At 45.8% G+C, this 18597-nt stretch carries 15 protein-coding genes and 1 pseudogene; 3 read left to right on the top strand and 13 right to left on the bottom strand.

Annotation, left to right across the window (positions count from 1 at the left end; genetic code table 11):
* Positions 1-113: 113 nt before the first annotated feature.
* Together RIC07_RS20415 and RIC07_RS20410 are read left to right on the top strand one after the other, a co-directional pair.
* Positions 114-368 (top strand): type II toxin-antitoxin system Phd/YefM family antitoxin, encoded by a 255-nt coding sequence (locus RIC07_RS20415; RefSeq protein ID WP_446396119.1) that lies wholly within the window; start codon positions 114-116, stop codon positions 366-368.
* Positions 361-624 (top strand): annotated as a pseudogene (locus tag RIC07_RS20410) (Txe/YoeB family addiction module toxin). The gene RIC07_RS20415 and the pseudogene RIC07_RS20410 overlap by 8 nt, the downstream one beginning before the upstream one ends.
* A gap of 304 nt (positions 625-928) precedes the next feature.
* On the opposite strand, the gene RIC07_RS20405 reads toward RIC07_RS20410, so the two are convergent.
* The 5 genes from RIC07_RS20405 to glgB all read right to left on the bottom strand — a co-directional run bounded on the left by RIC07_RS20405 (position 929) and on the right by glgB (position 9595).
* Positions 929-2323 (bottom strand): IctB family putative bicarbonate transporter, encoded by a 1395-nt coding sequence (locus tag RIC07_RS20405; RefSeq protein ID WP_446396118.1) that lies wholly within the window; start codon positions 2321-2323, stop codon positions 929-931.
* 224 nt (positions 2324-2547) lie between these two features.
* Complete coding sequence (locus RIC07_RS20400) at positions 2548-4281, bottom strand: tetratricopeptide repeat protein (RefSeq protein WP_446396117.1); 1734 nt, start codon at positions 4279-4281, stop codon at positions 2548-2550.
* Between the two features lie 147 nt (positions 4282-4428).
* Complete coding sequence (locus RIC07_RS20395; RefSeq protein ID WP_446396134.1) at positions 4429-4539, bottom strand: hypothetical protein; 111 nt, start codon at positions 4537-4539, stop codon at positions 4429-4431.
* A 62-nt stretch (positions 4540-4601) separates the two neighbouring features.
* Positions 4602-7133: a glucosylglycerol hydrolase gene (gghA, locus tag RIC07_RS20390; protein ID WP_446396116.1), complete on the bottom strand. Its 2532-nt coding sequence runs from the start codon at positions 7131-7133 to the stop codon at positions 4602-4604.
* A gap of 197 nt (positions 7134-7330) precedes the next feature.
* Complete coding sequence (gene glgB, locus RIC07_RS20385) at positions 7331-9595, bottom strand: 1,4-alpha-glucan branching protein GlgB (RefSeq protein ID WP_446396115.1); 2265 nt, start codon at positions 9593-9595, stop codon at positions 7331-7333.
* Between the two features lie 155 nt (positions 9596-9750).
* Here glgB and RIC07_RS20380 point away from each other — a divergent pair, with 155 nt between their 5' ends.
* Positions 9751-10035: a rhodanese-like domain-containing protein gene (locus RIC07_RS20380; protein ID WP_446396114.1), complete on the top strand. Its 285-nt coding sequence runs from the start codon at positions 9751-9753 to the stop codon at positions 10033-10035.
* Here RIC07_RS20380 and RIC07_RS20375 read toward each other — a convergent pair.
* The 8 genes from RIC07_RS20375 to RIC07_RS20340 all read right to left on the bottom strand — a co-directional run bounded on the left by RIC07_RS20375 (position 10028) and on the right by RIC07_RS20340 (position 18427).
* Complete coding sequence (locus RIC07_RS20375; protein ID WP_446396133.1) at positions 10028-10534, bottom strand: DUF4384 domain-containing protein; 507 nt, start codon at positions 10532-10534, stop codon at positions 10028-10030. The genes RIC07_RS20380 and RIC07_RS20375 overlap by 8 nt on opposite strands.
* A 255-nt stretch (positions 10535-10789) precedes the next feature.
* On the bottom strand, positions 10790-11230 hold the full coding sequence (locus RIC07_RS20370; protein WP_446396113.1) for a hypothetical protein: 441 nt from the start codon (positions 11228-11230) through the stop codon (positions 10790-10792).
* 170 nt (positions 11231-11400) lie between these two features.
* The gene (locus RIC07_RS20365) at positions 11401-11943 is read right to left on the bottom strand and encodes a hypothetical protein (protein WP_446396112.1); all 543 of its coding nucleotides are present in this window, start codon (positions 11941-11943) and stop codon (positions 11401-11403) included.
* Positions 11944-12218: 275 nt separating this feature from the next.
* Positions 12219-12956, bottom strand: coding sequence for a Uma2 family endonuclease (locus tag RIC07_RS20360; RefSeq protein WP_446396111.1), 738 nt, complete (start codon positions 12954-12956; stop codon positions 12219-12221).
* Positions 12957-13211: 255 nt separating this feature from the next.
* Positions 13212-13649, bottom strand: coding sequence for a surface-adhesin E family protein (locus RIC07_RS20355; protein ID WP_446396110.1), 438 nt, complete (start codon positions 13647-13649; stop codon positions 13212-13214).
* A gap of 128 nt (positions 13650-13777) precedes the next feature.
* Positions 13778-14473 (bottom strand): hypothetical protein, encoded by a 696-nt coding sequence (locus tag RIC07_RS20350; protein ID WP_446396109.1) that lies wholly within the window; start codon positions 14471-14473, stop codon positions 13778-13780.
* Between the two features lie 30 nt (positions 14474-14503).
* Positions 14504-16948, bottom strand: coding sequence for a CHASE2 domain-containing protein (locus tag RIC07_RS20345; RefSeq protein ID WP_446396108.1), 2445 nt, complete (start codon positions 16946-16948; stop codon positions 14504-14506).
* A gap of 180 nt (positions 16949-17128) precedes the next feature.
* Positions 17129-18427 (bottom strand): DUF1822 family protein, encoded by a 1299-nt coding sequence (locus RIC07_RS20340; RefSeq protein WP_446396107.1) that lies wholly within the window; start codon positions 18425-18427, stop codon positions 17129-17131.
* Positions 18428-18597: the final 170 nt, after the last annotated feature.

Here is an 18597-nt window from a genome sequence, read left to right as displayed (position 1 = left end):
CCGAAGGAACGTATCGCACAATGCCTTTGATCTGTATGCTAGGTCTGCCACTTTCTTGCTAGACTCAGATCAGCTAGGCTATACTTGTACAATTAAGCCGACAGCTTTTAGGAATGAAAGTCGTAACGTTTACTGAAGCTAGAAATAAACTGAAAGCCATTTTGGATCGGGTGGTTAATGATGCTGACTATACTATAATTACCAGACGGGATGCTGATGATGCCGTCGTTATGTCCCTTGAGTATTTCAATAGTTTGCTCGAAACCGTTCATTTGTTAAAGTCTCCAGCAAATGCAGCCCACTTAGAACGCTCCATTGCCCAATACAAACAAGGACAGGTAACAGAAAAAGATCTAGTAGATGAGTAATCGGAAGTTAGCCTGGACTGATGAAGCTTGGGAAGACTATCTTTATTAGCAAAATCAGGATAAGAAGACTCTTAAGAGGATTAATAAACTGATCAAGGCAACTAAAAGTCTTCCCTTTGAGGGGATTGGCAAACCTGAACCTTTGAAAGAAAATTTATCGGGATTTTGGTCACGTCGTATTGATGATACGAATCGTCTTGTCTACGCGGTAGATGATAATTATCTAACGATTATTTCTTGTCGCTATCATTATTAAGACAGTAGGGGCGCACCGACGTGCGCCCTTTATTATTGTCATGTATCCTATATTTAACCAACTATAAAATCACAACAATACTCACTCTACAAAAAATTCGCGTTGGCGAAGCCTGTTCCGAAGGAACGTATCGCACTCTACTGGACTGACACAGCTAAAATTGTGGAATAAATTTGACGTTTAAACCGGGCGCACGCCATGCGCCCCTACAATGCTAATCCACCAATTAAGGTGTGCCACGCCACTACCCAATCAACAAGCGGTTGCGATCGCACAACGCTTTATCCTCTTAGTTATGTGGGTACTAGCTATCCTGCACAGCCGTTGAGGTATCAGCTTGAGGCGGCAGATAATAACTGGCAATAATCGCCACCATTAACCACCATACTGTACTCACCTGAGGACGATACCAAACTGTGTCTACTAAACCATGAGACAACATTCCCGCTATCGTTGCGATCGCGGCAATTAACCAAAAGCCTTGAGGATTCCGTAGGGCGCGGAGTCGGTTAATTTGTTGTACACCACGATTCACCGTAACCACAAGTAGCCAGAGAAAGCAAAATAAGCCAATAAAACCCGTTTCAACTGCCACTTCCAAAAAGATAGAATAGGCACTCAACGCGGTATATTTAGGACGTTGGTATAAGGGATAAATCTTATTAAACGCATCATTCCCCGGACCAATACCAATAATCGGGCGATCGCGAATCATATCAATCACCGCCGCCCATACATTCATCCGGAAGTTATTACTACTATCTTCCCGTCCCGCAAAAATACTCGCCACTCGCACTCGTACTGGTTCAACAAATAGCACCGCCAGAATAATTACCGCCGCACAACTCCCCAGCATCGCAGGCATTGCCCAAGGACGCCATTTTTCTGGTAATTGGATACTATACCAATACACGACCAGAACGGAGAAGACAAACAGACAGGCGACAAAACCAATCCAGCCGCCGCGACTAAACGTAAGAACCAGACAAGCGGAATTCACTACAAACATGGTTAAAGCTAACGCTTTTGGAAGCCATCTCGTCCAAGCAAACATCGCCGCTAAACTCAACGCCACAGCCGGAATCAAATAACCCGCTAATAGATTCGGATTCCCCAAATAGCTATAAACCCGCGTCAAATCCGCCGCTGCTGAATTAGTATCAGTCCAGGTTGCCAACGCTTCTGCGCCAAAAAACCACTGTCGTATCCCGTAAACGCTAACAATTAACGAGGTATGCAGGAAAACGCCGATTACCCAAGAACGCAGACGGGTTGATCTGAGTACCCGTGCCATTAGCGCAAAGAGTAATAAGTATAGCGTCAGTTTCACCAATCCCTGACGGGCTGCCACTTTCACCGGGGACATGGCTGTGGCAACAGTGGCAACTGACCAATACAGTAATACCAACAGATGAATCGGTGTCACCTGGGGGCGTTCTCTCTCATCTGAGACAGTCAGCAGTAGCCAAAACCCCGCACAAGCAATTAACAACACGCCGATGAGTGCAGTAGAGACAAAGGGCGCAACCGCAAACACAATCGCCACAAGCAACGCGCCCAAGGGTTCCGCCCACTGAAGCAGCCAACTCCCCCGCCGCCAAGCTTGCAGCAATCCCACGACGCGATATAAATAGCTAGCGCCGCGCCACTGATAGAAACGTAAATTGGATAGAGTAACCTGTTGCCACACTGAATTCATAGAGTCGTGATTGGTTGATTAGTTACGATGTATGTCAAACATTATTTAATCAGCTTACTTCAGAGGAAGTGAATCGACTTCAGGATAAGGTTTAGCAAGAGGCGGTGAAGCCTTGGAATGGTGCAAGATTTCAGGAGATATCGCATCTGAACGTAGGGGCGCATAGACATGCGCCCTAATTAATGACGCGGCTACGAACATACGACGAATAGACAAACAATTGTTTATCCTTCCATTGTGTCCCTCTCAATAGCCGCCAGATTGATTTGTATATCTGCCCATTGATCAGGAAAATCATCGGGATTGTAAGCATCTAGGGCGGTTTTATAACAGGCTATAGCTTTTGTTCGATTTTGTTCCTTTTCGCCACAAATTCGCTGGCTGTAGGCATTCCCCAAATGATGGTGAGTCTCTGCCCAATTTAGGGGAAACGCCTCAAAGGTGTAAACGTCTAGAACCTCTTCACAGATAGCAATGGCACGTTCTAGATTCTCGGCTTTGTCTCCCTGAATCCGGTTAAAATAAACAGCCGCTAGATTTGTCTGGGTACTTGCCCAATAGTTGGGAAAATCCTCACGGGTGTAGACTTGTAAGGCAGCTTCATAAGATGCGATCGCCTTTTCTAGAGTCTCGGCTTTGTCTCCCTTGATCCGGTGACTGTAAGCAGTCGCCAGATTATTGTGTGTCATTGCCCATTGCTGGGGAAAGGTGTCACGAGTGTAAACGTCCAAGGCGGCGTGATAGGATGCGATCGCGATTTCTAGATTCTCGGCGGGTTCTCCCCGGATTCGATCCCCGTAAGCCGTACCCAGATTGTTTTGTGTCTCCGCCCAATCGCTGGGAAACTCGTCACGGGTACAAACTTCTAAGGCGGCGTGAAAGGATGCGATCGCGAGTTCTATATTCTCTGCTGTTTTCCCCCGCATTCGGTATAAATAGGCAGTACCCAGATTATTTTGCGTATCTGCCCAATCCAGGGGAAACTCCTCACGGGTATAGACTTGTAGGGCGGCGTGAAAGGATGCGATCGCGAGTTCTATATTCTCTGCCCTGTCTCCCTGAATCCGGTTAATATAGACATTCCCTAGATTATAGTGACTCCTTGCCCATTCGCTGGAAAACGCTTCACGGGTATAGACTTGTAAGGCAGCTTCATAAGATGCGATCGCGGATTCTAGATTCTCTGCCTTATCTCCCTGAATCCGGTTACTATAGGCAAGACCCAGAGAATTTTGCGTCATTGCCCAATCGCTGGGAAAAGCCTCACGGGTATGAACCTTTAAAGCCGCTTGATAGCTGGCAATGGCTTTTTCAATATTCTCCGCCAACTCTCCCGGAATCCGGTGACGGTAAGCCGTTCCCAGATTATAATGAAGCGCTGCTGATGCCCAGGTTCCTGGATGATTATCACAGGCAAACATACTCAGCGCTACCTGATACCCCGTAATCGCGATCTCCAGATTCTTGACTTGATCGCCCAACGGAAAATGCCTAATCCGGTTACTGAATTCACCGATAATTAAGGCAAGATTTTGGGCTTGTTCCGCCTTTATCTGAGTCTGAATTGACTGTCCCCAGTTGTCCAAAACTTGAGCAAAATTCTCATCCAACAAATGCACATTTTTCTGGATTAACCCATCGATAACCTCAGGATTCGCCTCACTCTCCAAAATAGAGGATAAGACTTGCTTGAGAAAATCAAGTTGGGCGTCGGGAGTCGAGGGTGAGGAGGATAATCCCAAAATCTGCCCTAGCTGATTCGCCATCCCCGTTAAAAACTCCGCCCCTTTTTCATCGCCTCTTTCTGTCAACACATCCACTACTAGCGCCATGGTTTCCACTAACCCGGCGTCTAGTAACTCGGAGTTATCTTGCAAAACTCGCCCTTCCTCGCCACCGGGACAGGTTAATAGGGTATTAATCAGCGTTAGATATGCTGTATAGCGTTGTTCATTCATGAGGCAATCAGAGGACAGAAACCAGGATATTCTAAATGTTTATGGTATAGCAAAAGACTGATTGAATCGGACACGGCAATGTTACCTACCACAGCTTAGGGATAATTGATTCGGTAGGGACACGATAGTATCGTGCCCTAATCTCATCTAATGTCTGACTCGTTCTAACAGCAGCGCCTGGGTATCTTGTAACTCAAACGATCGCAGATCACTCACCTCCAATTCTGGAGACGCGATCGCAATCTGCCATTTCTCCAGTTTGTAGTAAGCGCTTTAGCGCTTGAGGCACGCTTCGTGCCTACTACGAACGAAAATTTCCCTTAATTCACTCGTTCTAACAGTAACGCTTGGGTGTCTCGCAACTCAAACGATCGCAAATCACTCACCTCCAATCCCGGAGACGCGATCGCAATCTGCCATTCGTCCAAATCCAGTTGTAGCCAGTCTCCCAGCGTCACCGTAACTGGATCACCGCCCATGTGAGACACCATCGCCATCTGATACGGCGTTTCACTCGCCCCCTCCTCTGTAGGTTGACTCCGCAAGCCATAGAAAAGGGTGTAGTTATCCTCACTAATTCGATTAAACCGATCCAATCCCGATAAATTATGGCGCAACCAAGGATGATCATGACGGAAACGACGCAAGGTTAAATTAAACGCCGCTAATTCTGGCACCAAATAGTCCTCATAATTCCACACATTACAAGCTTGGTGCATATCTTCCATAAACGCCCTAGCAAATACCTTCAGCTTCCCGACATCTAACTCCGCCAACACCTGGGATTTTTCCGGTACATTCAGCTTCTGTAATTGCGCCGCCGATTTCCGCTTTGTTGCTTCCTGTTTAACTTCCTCTTTTTCTGACTCCGCCCCCAAATAACGCTGACATAAACTTGCCACTTCTTCTAAATCGTAATTCGTTTCTTCAATGGCGTCATAAAGTCCGCGCATAAACTGACGTAATTCATCAATCTTACGGAACCCCATTTGCTTCAGCCGGGGAAAAATATTGTCTTGGTCATTATACACATACTTTTCCACCTGCCAATCTAAAAATCCTGCTTCTTCCGCCGCCACTTTCACCCCATAGCGATCATCAGTATTGCGGAAAAAGCCCCAGGCGGCTTCCATGGTGCAGTTAATAAAGTCCATCGGTAAACCGGGACTAAACCCATACACCCATAGCGTCACAGCCGGATTATTATACGCCGTATTCAACACTTCCGGTAAACTTTTCCCCAAATTCCAATTAATTGGTAATCCGGGTTCGACTTGGGTTCCTCGGCGTAACGTATCATGGTTTCCACACCCAGTAATCCAGTTTTCGCCAACCTGCATCACATCACAGACTCGACGCCATTTCTTATCCCAAAACTTCTGCAAACCGGGGGTATTATGGGCAAAGATTAAGGGACCCCACTGAAACGCATCGGGCATAAATTCAACAATATCTCGATAGGTGGAAATCTCTTCCCACCCTTGGGCGGGCCACGGGCGTCCATCCTCAAAAATAGCAAAGAGTCGCCGCTGGTGTGACCCAATGTCTTGCACCACTGCGCCCATATCGTTCAGGTAGGCGTCATCATATTCCACCCGCCCGGATAGGGGGTTAAAAAACTTGAAATCCTGGGCACCATCCACGCGAATCCCATCAACGCCAAAATTATTTTTCCGCCGCTGCATTTCTAATAAGATAGCCCGGACAACGGGATTTTGATGGTTCACATCTTGACCGTACATATTCGGTCCTTTCAGGAAGCGCCCATTCAGAACGTCTAAAGCTTGGTTATCTGCATGACCATACACAATATCAAAGATGACTTGGATTGGACCCGTGGGGAAGGTGTGCAGGGTACTAATAAACTCCACTAATTCATCCGGGCGCAGGGTTTCCAAGACAGAGGGATTGGTGGCTGAAGACCCAAAAATAACGATATCATAACCCCAGTTTTGGATATCTGGTTTTTTCAGAGTTATTTTAATATCCTCGGTTTCGTAATCTACCTGTTCGGTTTCCGGGTCAATTTCGTCTAGGTCATCTTCATTGAAGATAAAAAACCCTTGCCCCAAATCATGTTCCATCCGATATTCTACGGTGGGTTCAATGGGGAGAAGTTGCACCGCATCATAGCCGATGTAACATTGTTCGGCTGGGGTTAAAGCGTCATTGGCGTTGATTTTTTCTGCAATCCGTTGATAGATGCGGGTTAATCCTGCCAGTGTCCCTTCTTTAGCGGCGGTGGTGATATGAATCTGTAAGATATTACGCGGTGGATGAACGCGAATAATCCCGGATTCATCGGCGTCCCCTTGACCTAAATACTCCAAGTCGCTGCGTTTTTCTTGTAACTGATTTAGGTCATAGAGTTCGGCGGGGGCGTAGACACCGTAAGGTAAGGAATAGGCTAAAACATCGCTAATGGTTTGGATTTCATTCTGAAAATCTAAGTATTTTAGCCAATAGAAGGAACCCATCTGGTCTTTGGTTCCCGGACGCATTCCGGAAACGACGCCCCAGAAATATTCGCCGTGTTTTTCCAGTTGCAGGTGTTCCCGATGAACTTTGACTTTTTGGTTAGGTAAGGTGGGGTCAATTTCGTTCAGGGGGGTGAGAACTTCCAGATAAATGTTCTTGGGTTGGAACATATCTGCCCCTAATTCCGGTGCCCAGAAGCCTATTTCGGTGAGTCCATCGGCACGGTGATGGGCACCGAGGCGGGTGGCTAATGTTTTGGCTTTGTGGAATATTGTGTCGTCGGATTGTTGAACGCTATCTGCCCAATCGAGGAGTTTTTGGGTTTCGTCGGCGATTAAGGTGATGGGTGTTCTTTTGGTTGCAGTTTTTGTCATGTTTATCTGGTAATTAATTAACAAAAGATTTGTTTTTGTCCCGTAAGCGGTGGCAGATTTTTTCAACGCAGAGGGACGCAGAGGTTCGCGCAGAGGGGCGCAGAGGGTTTTGGGGGTAGGGGCGCATAGCTGTGCGCCCACCGTCCACTTAAACCCTTACAAAGGACAAATGACTAATGACTAATGACTCTCTCCAACTACTTATTCCGGTCTAATTTCAAAATCAAAACGCCTAAGGGAGGTAGGCATAAATCAAGGTAATAAGACCAGCGGGGATGAGACCATTCCCCTGTCCAGCGACCGCCCATATTCCCCATATTGCTACCGCCGTAATTTTCAGCATCGCTGTTTAAGATTTCAGCATAGAAACCGGGTTCGGGGACACCTACCCAATAGTCGGGATGAGGTTGAGGGGTAAAGTTACAGACGGTGACAATAAAGTCATCCGAGTCTTTTGCCTTGCGAATAAACGAGACGACACTATTGTCAGCATCGTTACAGTCAATCCACTCAAACCCTTCATGAGAAAAGTCTTGGCTATAGAGGGCGGGTTCACTTTGGTAAAGGTGATTCAAATCCGCCATAAACCGCTTCAGTTGTTGGTGGGGTGCATGTTGCAACGCTCCCCAATCTAAGTCTGCCCAAGCATTCCACTCATTCCGTTGTCCGAATTCCATGCCCATAAATAGGGTTTTCTTACCGGGATGGGTGTACATATAGGCATATAAGCAGCGGAGATTGGCAAATTTCTGCCAGTCATCTCCCGGCATTTTACTCAGCAGGTTGCCTTTTCCGTGGACGACTTCATCATGGGATAGCGCCAGCATGAAGTTTTCGCTGAAGGCGTACATGATGCTGAAGGTGACGTTATTTTGGTGGTAGGGACGATATAGGGGATCTTTGGCAAAATAGTCCAGCATATCGTGCATCCAGCCCATGTTCCACTTGAAGCTGAAGCCTAAGCCGCCCAGGTAAGTGGGACGAGAGACGAGGGGCCAAGCGGTGGATTCTTCAGCAATGGAGAGGATGCCGGGATAATAGCCGAATATCTGATAATTCAGATAGCGCAAAAAGTCGGCGGCTTCTAAGTTTTCGTTACCACCGTACTGATTCGGTACCCATTCCCCATCTTTGCGATCGTAGTCCAGATATAACATGGACGCTACCGCATCCACGCGAATCCCGTCAATATGATATCGGTCAAACCAAAATAGGGCATTGGCTATCAGAAAGTTGCGAACTTCATTCCGGGCATAGTTGAAGACTAAGGTTCCCCATTCCTTATGTTCCCCTTTGCGAGGATCAGCATGTTCGTAAAGATGCGTACCATCAAAGAAAGCTAATCCGTGAGTGTCTTTGGGAAAATGACCGGGAACCCAATCCACAATCACGCCAATATCATTTTGGTGACATTGGTCGATGAAGTACATTAAATCTTGGGGAGTCCCATACCGGGAGGTGCAGGTGTAGTATCCGGCAACCTGATAGCCCCAAGACCCATCATAAGGGTGTTCGGCAACGGGGAGGAGTTCGACGTGGGTGAAGCCCAGTTCTTTGACATAAGGAATCAGGCGTTCGGCTAATTCCCGATAGGTGAGAAAGCGTCCCTCGGGTTTCTGGGAGACTTTCACCACGGGGCGAGTTTCCCCATCGGGTAATTGGGATGGAGTCTCGGCACTCTCATGCAGCCATGAACCCAAGTGAACCTCGTAAACAGAAATGGGTTGTTCTTGGGGATCACTATGGCGACGGCGTTCTAGCCAGTCTTCGTCGTGCCAAGTGTAGTCTAGACTATTGACAATTGACGCGGTTTGGGGTCTAATTTCCTGTTCAAAGCCGTAGGGGTCGGACTTGTGATAGATATGTCCGACGTGGTTTTTCACTTCGTACTTATAGTGTTCCCCGACGCCAATTTCCGGGATAAACAGTTGCCAAATCCCGTTCCCCAGTTGGCGCATCTGATGTTCGCGTCCATCCCAGTTATTGAAATCACCGATAACGGAGACATTGCGGGCGTTGGGTGCCCATACTGCAAAGTGAACCCCTTGGACGCCATTAAATTCAGTGGGGTGAGCGCCCAATTTTTCGTAAATGCGATGATGATTTCCTTCGGCAAATAGGTGAATATCAAAATCCGTCAAACGCGGAGAGCGAAAGGCGTAGGGATCATAGACTACCCGTTCATGCTCGCCTTCTTTAATCCGCAGTTGATAGTTGGCTAACTCGGGTATATCAATCTCACATTCAAATAAATGAGGATGACTGACAGCCTGCATTGGGTATTCTTCCCGTTCCGTGGGACGAATCACCCAAGCGGCGTCGGCTTTCGGCAGGTAAGCCCGCACAACCCAGCTTGTTTTACCCTCCCGTTCAACGGGATGAGACCCAAGAATTTCAAAGGGATCATGGTGTCGATTACTCACAATCCGATCGATTTGATCTGGGGAGATGGTTATTGTCATGGCGTTACCTTGTTTAACTTCCCAGACTTAATAGTAATCAAGATTTCTCCAGTGGCACAATTTGACGCTGGTGTAGGGGCGGGTTTCACCACTACTGTTTTAGTTTTACCCAGATGCGACTAAACCCGCCCTGACCGAAGGGCGACCCGAGTTAATTGAGTGGACACAGATTAGTGCAAGCAGGTATCCGTGTCAACTTAAGCCAAAACCCTTACCCATTCTGGTTTACAGCTTTTCAAGGCAAGCATAGCCTCAACCGAGACATTTCCTTATCGAACTTGGTAACGAAAGAATCGGCATTGACCATTCTGGATATTCGCGATCGCGCGGCTTTTAACCAGGCTCGGATCAGGGGTGCAATTCCTATGCCGATGGAGGAGTTACCAGATCGCGCCACAGCCAGTCTCGAACCGCAACGTGAGATCTACCTCTTTAATTGAGTGTTGATATAACTTCAAACGTGATCGACATTGCCGCGAATTGGCTAGTATCAACCGGGCTAATTCCTGAAGTCACGGAGACAGAATAGTCACGACTTGGGGTTAAATCAGACAGCAATTGTTCAATCACCTCAATCGGGGCAGGAAGTACCACAGGTTCACTGTCCAAATTTCGACGCTTGACGATAGTTTGTAACGCTTTTAAAGCATTTCGTACAGGCGTAACGCTAGCAATAATTAGAACCTCGGTTACACCCAGAGGTTTTTGGGTTTGCAGGTGAAACGTATCTCGACTAGGGTTGGGAATCAACAGCGTTTCACCTGCTTTCACTTGTGCCGCATCCTCTATCACCGCCCATTGATGGGGAAACAAGAGGGTTATCTCCCCTGTAGCATCAATGACTAAAACACTAACGTAGACAGGGCGAGGTTCATTATTGACGATGTGTAGCTGAACTGGGGTGGCGAGGGGTAATTGAGCAAAATGGGTAGAATTGATGCCTTGACCAGAAGTGGTGATAGAGTTTAATTTAGGTCTACTGCGTTTGGGAAAGACTCGGTTGAGGCTCTGTCGCCTCCTGTTCTTGAGGCGGGTTTTGATAATTGTCAGTAACCTGGTATGTTTCCGGGGTAGATGTTTTGTGGGTATTGATTTTGGCTGGAGAAGTGACGAATGAACTCAAATCTTGAGGTTCATCGTTAGCTGTACTGGTAGATAAATCCGTTTCGATGGGAGTTGGTTCAGTTGGATTGGCTAAATCAATATCCTGACTCCAATCGGGAATCTCTTCACCAATTTGCCGTCCATAGATCTGAAGTTTATTTTCTGACGACCACTATTGCTATTTATTTGTACTTCAGCTATGGCATTCTGAATGATTAGCTTTGACAATACTTTGCTTTTGAGAGAACCATCGTTTATAGCATCAGCAACTTGTAGAGCTTGCTCATGCTGCCAAGTGTCAGCGTATTCTTCACCCAGCTTAATTAAAGTTTCATCTTTTAATTCAGTAATCTCTATAACATTGGCAACTTTAAGAGCTGATTCTAGCCTATTGAATTTTCCCTCCCTTGAGTCTCTTCGATAATCAAAAGATACGCCGCGTATTCGATAAAGAGAATAGACTGAATATTTAGATATTTCTGAATAAAAAGCTGAAGGATCTACATACTGTACAGCTATTTGATGCAACACGGTTGCTTTTGTCTTAGGGTTTTCTATCGTACTGGCTAGTTGAGCTGCTTGATTCAGTATTGTAGAAGCTTGGTCATAAATATAGTAAGATGTTGCCCAAACAGCGGCGTAAATTACAAAGAAGCTATTGAAACAAATTTATAACCCTAGAACGGCGATTAAAATGCGACTTATCTGTTTGTGAATACGGACTTTTTGGCGTTGAGATTTTGATTTAGGGCTGGCTTGGCTGAGAGAATTGGCGATTCCAGAGGTTTGATACATCTGTGCCGTAACCACTGGCAGGATTTCGACGGTGGGGGTGCGGCTTTGGCTTGGGTGACGGCGAGATACCCTTGATACTCTTTCAGCTTGGTTTGAGCCGCCCCATAGTCTGAGCTAGAGGTAGGTACAGCCTTTAATAATCGAATCGCTTCTTGCCAACGACTTGTCGCTAACGCCCAATCCTCGCGCACGAATGCTTGTTCCCCAATCACCGTTGCACCTGTGGCTGTATCCAGGGCTTGTTGATAAAAATTAGGGGGTTTTGCCGCCGCTTGGGATGGCGATGGCTGAGGAGTTGAGGATTCTTTCGCTGTTTTTGATTTAGGCAGAGTATTGGCAGCTTCGCTGGTAGAAATAATCGGATTATGATTACCACAGGCAACTGTACCAAGTGCCAAGAGGCTGGATAAAAGAACTAATGTACTCTGGCGGAGAGAAACTTGACTCATGATTGATGATCCTCAGTCTTCGCGTTCTAATCCTCTATACTTCTGAGGGATCAATTGCTATGCACAAGTTGAGCTGTTCGTCGTCAGGACTTTAGCTTAAACAAAATGTAGGCGAGTTTCCGGTATGTAGTGGACTGACACAGCTAAAATTGTGGAATAGATTTGACCGTGAAATTGGGCGCACGCCATGCGCCCCTACAATTCTAATCCACCAATTAAGGTGTGCCACGCCACTACTTACTTACACAATTTAAATTTGTCTGAGTGAACCACACTTACAATTGTTCTGGGTCAATTCCTCTAGCTCGTAGTTTCTCCATCAACGCTTGATAGCGCTGTTGTTCTTGTTCCAATTGAGCCATTGCTTCCTCGGCGCGTTGACGTTCTTCTTCTGCTCGTTGACGTTCTTCTTCTGCCCGTTGACGTTCCTGTTCTCGGAGATGATCGAGTTCAACTGGAGTAAGAAATCGTTGTCCATCGGGGCGATAAATGACCAGGGTATCAGGGGTGAGTTCAAACCGTATTCCTAATCGTGGACTCACCCATCCATTCATATCTTCAATGGGGTCTAACCATTCTCCAGACCGCAATAAGCCAGTTAATTCGATGTCATCTGGATCATAAATGTAATATTCTTCAACACCGTAACGTTGATAAAATAAGAGTTTTTCTGCCATCTTTTTGGCACGGTTTCCTGGGGAGAGAATCTCAAAGACAACCTGGGGGACAATATTCTCTTCTCGCCATTGCTGATAGGAACCTCTGTCACCTTTCGGTCTACCGAAGACAACCATCACATCAGGGGCTTGGCAAGCTTTGGGTTTTCCCTGAACAGGATACCAAAGTAAATCGCCAGCTACGAATATATCAGCATTAGCCGCAAATAATATTTCTATATTTTCTTTAACTGTCACAATCCAGCGAAATTGTTTGGTGTTGTCTGCCATAGGTTGACCATCGCTGTCGGGGTAGATGATATCGGAGGCTGAATCAGTTTGCAATTGTTGGATCATATCACTGAGTCCATTGAGTTGGGTTAATTGAGGAAGGAAAAATCGTGTTAGTTCATTTATTTTTATGCCATAACGTAGGGGCGCACTGACGTGCGCTCAGAAATCTCGCCAATTCTATGGTACTATTGTAGCCTTGCCCAATTAAGTCTGTAGCCAAGGCTTTAGCCTAAAAAAAATCCTGGCTGAAACTATTGAAATACCATTGTTTTAGGTAATGTTATTTCCAAAATGGGATGCTCCCAGAAAACTGCGATATTACCTTGAGCAAACAAACTTGAGTGAAGCTTCTGCGGCAGAACCGGGTTCAGGTCTACCTCCTCTGCCATCTTCTCCATAGTTATAATCTTCAATTGTTTGTCCGTTAGCATCCAGAAACCGCACAAAACGCACCTGATAAATCTGATTCTGGCAATCCACCGCTATATAATATGTAGTGCTGTATACCTCTTGCCCAGGTACGAGATTCGGGTTGGGTTGTCCGTAGACTACATTTGACCAGAAGTAGCGCAAGCGCCCTCTGCCTTCAATCGTGGAGACATCAACGTGATAGGCGTTATTGTCTGTGTCGGTTTTGACTCTCACCCACTCACCCGCGATCGCAACAGGTGAGATGAAAATGGCGCTGGTGAGGGAAAGGAGGGTGAGTACTCCTTTGAGAGAACGGCGGTTGAGTTGAATTAAGGGATTCGTCATATCGATAGCCGCTTAAGGGTTTCTACCTGTTTATACATCTGAGGGGAAGATGCTATGCACCAATAGGTTATTCCGCTATCCTGGAATAGATCATAAGTTGGATTGACGCCGCAAACCCAACATCCTAATTAACCCGAACAAAACTGCTGGCGAGTTATCTGAAGAAAGTCAGTCAAAGCCATTGACGGATTTTCTACACTGTATGCCTGTTGCAACACATCTGCCCACATCTGACGAGTGGCAAAATATTCGGCTTTAGCATAAGCGATCGCCTCGGCTGACGCTCCTTCTTCTTGCAATTGCGCCTCTATCGTCATTAAATCCGAAGAGATGCGATCGCGTGTCTGTCGATCCACCATCTGAAAGGCGAGTCGGTAAAGGGGAACAGAATTCTCGGTAAATAATACCCAATAATAACGCTCTCCCGGTTGCAGCGCTTCCCCATCATACAAAAGCGTAGTCTCAGATGAACTCACTGGTTTACTCCACACCACATCCTGAGTAACATGATGCCACAGTTCAAATTTGCCAATCTGTTCTCCATCTTTGACTCGCCACATAAATAATGGGCGATTACTCCAAACTAAGGGAATCGCTAAGGGATTATAGGCGGGAGAAATTGGACAAACGGGACCTCGACTTCCTCCCGTTCTTCCCCGCGCTGGGGGTTCAGTGGTATTGTCGGATGATGAGTCAGTTTGATATAACTCTGACCAGGGTAAGGGTTGATTTTGAGCCAGCATTATCCTGGGTAGAACTAGCTGATATCCAACCAGGCAACTGGTTAACGTGATTAACAATAAACCTAGTTTGTCATTTGTCATTTGTCATTCGTCCTTTGTCATTAAGCTACACTATTTACGGCTTATCGGTAGCAGATAAATCCCCAAAGCTGCCCCAGGAATCAAACAAGGTAACAACATAGCACTGGTAATATAAAGCTGTAAACTAATCCCGCCATAAATCGCACATCCACTCACGAAAACTACCCAGCGTTTCCCCTTAACATTTCTCGGCGTTACTCTCAACCCCAATCCTGTTACCGATGATATCCCCTTTCCCAATACTACCGCTAACACCAACATCCATAAATCCGGAATTGGGACAACAAAGCGTTGATTTAAATAATGGTGAATTAAATAAGCGTGAATTTCCCCACCTGTCACCGTCTTGCGCCCTTCAAACCAATACCCCAATCCGACAGGTAACGGTAACAAATCCTCCCCTTCGTGCTTGATTCCCGCTTCCCCATATCCCCCTGGTGCAATCATCACCACCTGCTGAGACACATTCATCAATTGCGGCGACATGGCTGAATCTTCCAGAAGTTCCCACGCCGGAATCGTTTGATAAACCTGTGCAGGTGGAATGGAAAAGTCAATGATGGGATGGAACCACATTTGACCAAATTGGTAAGAAAATCCAGTAATTGACTGACGTTGCGATCGCGCCGAAAATACACCCCGATAATCTCGTCCATTTCTGTTTTTGAAATCCTCGCGAATTTGAGATAACAACTCCGTTTGACTTGTCAGTTGAGGAGTAATAACCGAGGGCGAATTGGATTCAGTGACTTGAGTCAATTCATGCGCCAAGGCTAATACATAAGCAAACGGCAATTTCTCAGACGCCGAACCCTCTGGTGATACCAGTTTCATATACCAAAACAGCAGATGAATTTCACCCGATAAACTCCAATTCGGACTAGCAATTGTGGGGAGTACATTTAACCATCCTTCTGTCTCATGAGATACCGACGCAAAAACAAAGGTTGTCGGTGTTTTCTGTTGTACAGCCGCTTGCAACGATTGCACTAAACTATCGTCATCTTCCCCATGAGGACGATCTAATAAATAATCAATTCCCACAACTTTAGCATCGGTTTGGCTTAACTTATCCACCAACTTTGCCAAATACTGACGATCCATCGGCTTGGGATCAGCAATAGCCGCTTGTCGAATCGAGGTTTCATCAATTTGTACTAACAACACCGGAGGCGGTTTTGTTGTTGAGATTTGTCCAGTCATTTGACGATATATCCCCTGAACCCAAACTCGCCGTTCTAATAACCAATCCTGTATAGGTAGTGATAGGCTGAGTACCGTGAGCAAAGATAGCGCGATCGCCTCTTTCGATGTCGGTAAAAGCTGCTTAAGCTGCTGCTTTATACCAGAAGGTGGAATCCGAAATAATTCAGCCTCGGCATGGCAAAATAAAGAAGGAATTAAGTAAGCTGAAGGATAGGTAAGATTCTTTTCCAACTTCAGCACTTGACAGGCGGCAATTAAACACTCCTGTACATTTTGATGTTGTCCTAATGCTTGCAGAAATCGCAATAAAAATACCTGCGCCACATCATTATGGATGGGTTCGCGCATCACAGCGACTTGGGATAATCCTAAATCAATTAAGGAATGGGCAAGACTTAATCCCTGACAGGAATTAAACAAGGCAAACTGTAATCCTCGCTCTTTTGCCAAGAGTAATTGGGGGATGATGTCCCGAATTGAAATAGAAGCATTGGGAGCAATTCCTAATTCTCCGCCCGTTAACGGTGTCTCATTACTATGTCCCGCAAATAACAAAACATCCCATCCCTGTTTATCAGCAATTGCTGCTGATATTTGCAGCTTTAATTCCGCAATATCCTGTCCCGGTTGCCAACCCATAAACTCAATATCGGCTATTCGAGATAGAGATTGCACCGCTGCGCGATCGCCTTGAAAATTGAGTCCAGTATCATCGCCTAAAATCACTAATACTCTTACCTTTTTCCGCCGAGATTGAGAGTTAGTACCAGCAGCTTGCCGAATCGTTACCGGGGTTCTGGCTAGGCGAATTCGGTCAGACGTTGACCATTCGGCACCAATTTCCCAGGCTTCCCAGGGTAGGCGTTCTAAGTCCACAGAATGACAGGTTAAAAATAAATTGATTGTGAGCGGTTGGTTGTCACTGGGGAGAGGGGTTTGCTGATAAAACTTAGCAATTTCAGCCCGAATTTCAAATAATTCCGCACGACGTAACCAATGGTGGAACTCAGATAATAATTTAGCTTCGGCTTGTACTAATTTAGTGTGCCAATCAATCGGAGGTGTGCTTAAACTTCCACTCCCTTCAATCCATCCCCGCAAGGCAGATTGATAATAACTCAAGTAAATTCGCTGCCATTCTTGGTAAAATGTACTCAGCGATTCCGGGTAAGGAACTGTCGCGCACAGTTGTTGTCCTTTTCCCCATGATAATTCAAAGACACAGGTTTGATTAAATCGTCGAATTGTTAAAAATTTGTCATTTGTCATTTGTCATTTGTTATTCGTCATTTTTCATTTTTCATTTTTCATTTGTCATTGGTGTGAAATTTAACTTAAGCTTAACTCCTCACCCCCAACCCCTCTCCCACGCCAGCCCTCACCCCCAGCCCCTCTCCCAAGCTTGGGAGAGGGGAGCAAGAGGGGAGAAAGAGCGGCTAGAATTAACAATCAATTGGGGCGGAAAACAAAAGGAGGCAAAGTTAAAGATGCTCCAGATTCATTAGATAATGTAACCGTAAATGCTTCCTCTACTGTACCGCCTACTTGAGCATAAATATATGTTTCCTCTGAATGAGGTTCTAGAACTCGTTCAATTAAAATACTATTTAAATCCCTCAAGAAAAATTGGATAGGCTGGGAAATCGTTGTCCCCGGAGTTGCTCCTAAAATTAATAATAATGTCCAAGCAGGGAGATTGTCAGGTGAGATCAGCGACCAAGTGATAGCATAGAGGCGTAAGGCATTATTTCCTAGCATAAAATCAGCATACCCCCCCCGCGCTATAGGTGGAATCGCTTTACCTGTGCGTTCTAGCTGCTGGAGAAGAACATTTAATTCTTGAGTTGGCGATCGCAAGGGAACAGCGTCTGGCGTTAGTGCAGGTAATAGAACCCATGATAGTTTCTGGGATAGTTCGTCAATTTCATCATTCAACCAAAGTCCCACATTAATCAGCGGTTCTTGCAGCCTTTGTAGCGTTGTTGAAGCTGTTGGCTTTGGATTCAATAACCATTGTCTTAACTCAGAATTTGTGAAAATAGCCACAGCTTGTTCCCAATTTAATACCTCCGATAATTCCCAATCGTCTGATTTCAATTGGGGGATAAGTGGCTCGAATTGAGCGACGGATACTGTTTCTTGACTCCTTGGGGGAATCGCGGGTAACTGAATCGCTTCCGGGTTGAGACAGCGCAAGTATAGTAGCAGGCGATCGGGATTTTCTAACCAATCTAGAGGTAAATTATAGGTCCAATCAGGTTCTGGAGCAAGTTGAGTTGTCGCCAATTGTGCTTGTAATTGATCGTAGCGAATTAATCCCGTAACTTGAATCTGTTTAAGTTCCTCTAATATTTCCACAATAATATAGAAATGTGCAGTAAATTCAGGTAAATCAAGGATGGCTCTGGGAACAGGAACCGTCTCTGATGCTAAGCATCCAATCGGAATAATGTCAAGGTTAAAATGACCGACTTTTACCTGGCAAACGGCTCCCAAAATATTGGCATAGTCCGGATAAAACACTGAACAGTCTTTATCGTCTATAGGCAGATCAGACGCCCAATCCTGAAGCCATTGTTTAAAGCCAAATAGGGCTAATGCATTTAAATAGGCTTGCCATTGTCGGGATTCGTGCTGAATCGGTTGGATTAGGTGTTTTGCCTGCTGAATTTGAGTATCCTCTAGAGTGATAGTCGTAATGGGTAAGGCTTCAAATTCAAGTGTTCTGTCACTGAAGTCGTTAATCATGACGCTAATTTTATAACTAGGTTTACTGTCTGAAACAGGCGAGAATCATTTCCTCTATTCTTCTATAGTTCTGAGCCTAAGATAGGTATGCAATTTTTGGGAATAGGGAACACCTCGACTTACCTCGACTTACTTCGGCTTGCCTCGACTTCGCTCGGCAACACGCTCAG

The organism is Coleofasciculus sp. E1-EBD-02, assembly GCF_040218245.1.
In the GTDB taxonomy this organism is placed as follows: domain Bacteria; phylum Cyanobacteriota; class Cyanobacteriia; order Cyanobacteriales; family Coleofasciculaceae; genus Coleofasciculus.
The sequence above is the reverse complement of the archived record's forward strand: the minus strand, read 5'-3'. Positions and strand labels throughout refer to the sequence as shown.

What these genes read in the sequence shown, in the direction of transcription:
- RIC07_RS20415 (WP_446396119.1), top strand. Translation starts at nt 114, where the DNA reads ATGAAAGTCGTAACGTTTACTGAAGCTAGAAATAAACTGAAAGCCATT.
- RIC07_RS20405 (WP_446396118.1), bottom strand. Translation starts at nt 2,323, where the DNA reads ATGAATTCAGTGTGGCAACAGGTTACTCTATCCAATTTACGTTTCTAT.
- RIC07_RS20400 (WP_446396117.1), bottom strand. Translation starts at nt 4,281, where the DNA reads ATGAATGAACAACGCTATACAGCATATCTAACGCTGATTAATACCCTA.
- gghA (WP_446396116.1), bottom strand. Translation starts at nt 7,133, where the DNA reads ATGACAAAAACTGCAACCAAAAGAACACCCATCACCTTAATCGCCGAC.
- glgB (WP_446396115.1), bottom strand. Translation starts at nt 9,595, where the DNA reads ATGACAATAACCATCTCCCCAGATCAAATCGATCGGATTGTGAGTAAT.
- RIC07_RS20365 (WP_446396112.1), bottom strand. Translation starts at nt 11,943, where the DNA reads ATGAGTCAAGTTTCTCTCCGCCAGAGTACATTAGTTCTTTTATCCAGC.
- RIC07_RS20360 (WP_446396111.1), bottom strand. Translation starts at nt 12,956, where the DNA reads ATGATCCAACAATTGCAAACTGATTCAGCCTCCGATATCATCTACCCC.
- RIC07_RS20355 (WP_446396110.1), bottom strand. Translation starts at nt 13,649, where the DNA reads ATGACGAATCCCTTAATTCAACTCAACCGCCGTTCTCTCAAAGGAGTA.
- RIC07_RS20350 (WP_446396109.1), bottom strand. Translation starts at nt 14,473, where the DNA reads ATGACAAATGACAAACTAGGTTTATTGTTAATCACGTTAACCAGTTGC.
- RIC07_RS20345 (WP_446396108.1), bottom strand. Translation starts at nt 16,948, where the DNA reads ATGACAAATGACAAATTTTTAACAATTCGACGATTTAATCAAACCTGT.
- RIC07_RS20340 (WP_446396107.1), bottom strand. Translation starts at nt 18,427, where the DNA reads ATGATTAACGACTTCAGTGACAGAACACTTGAATTTGAAGCCTTACCC.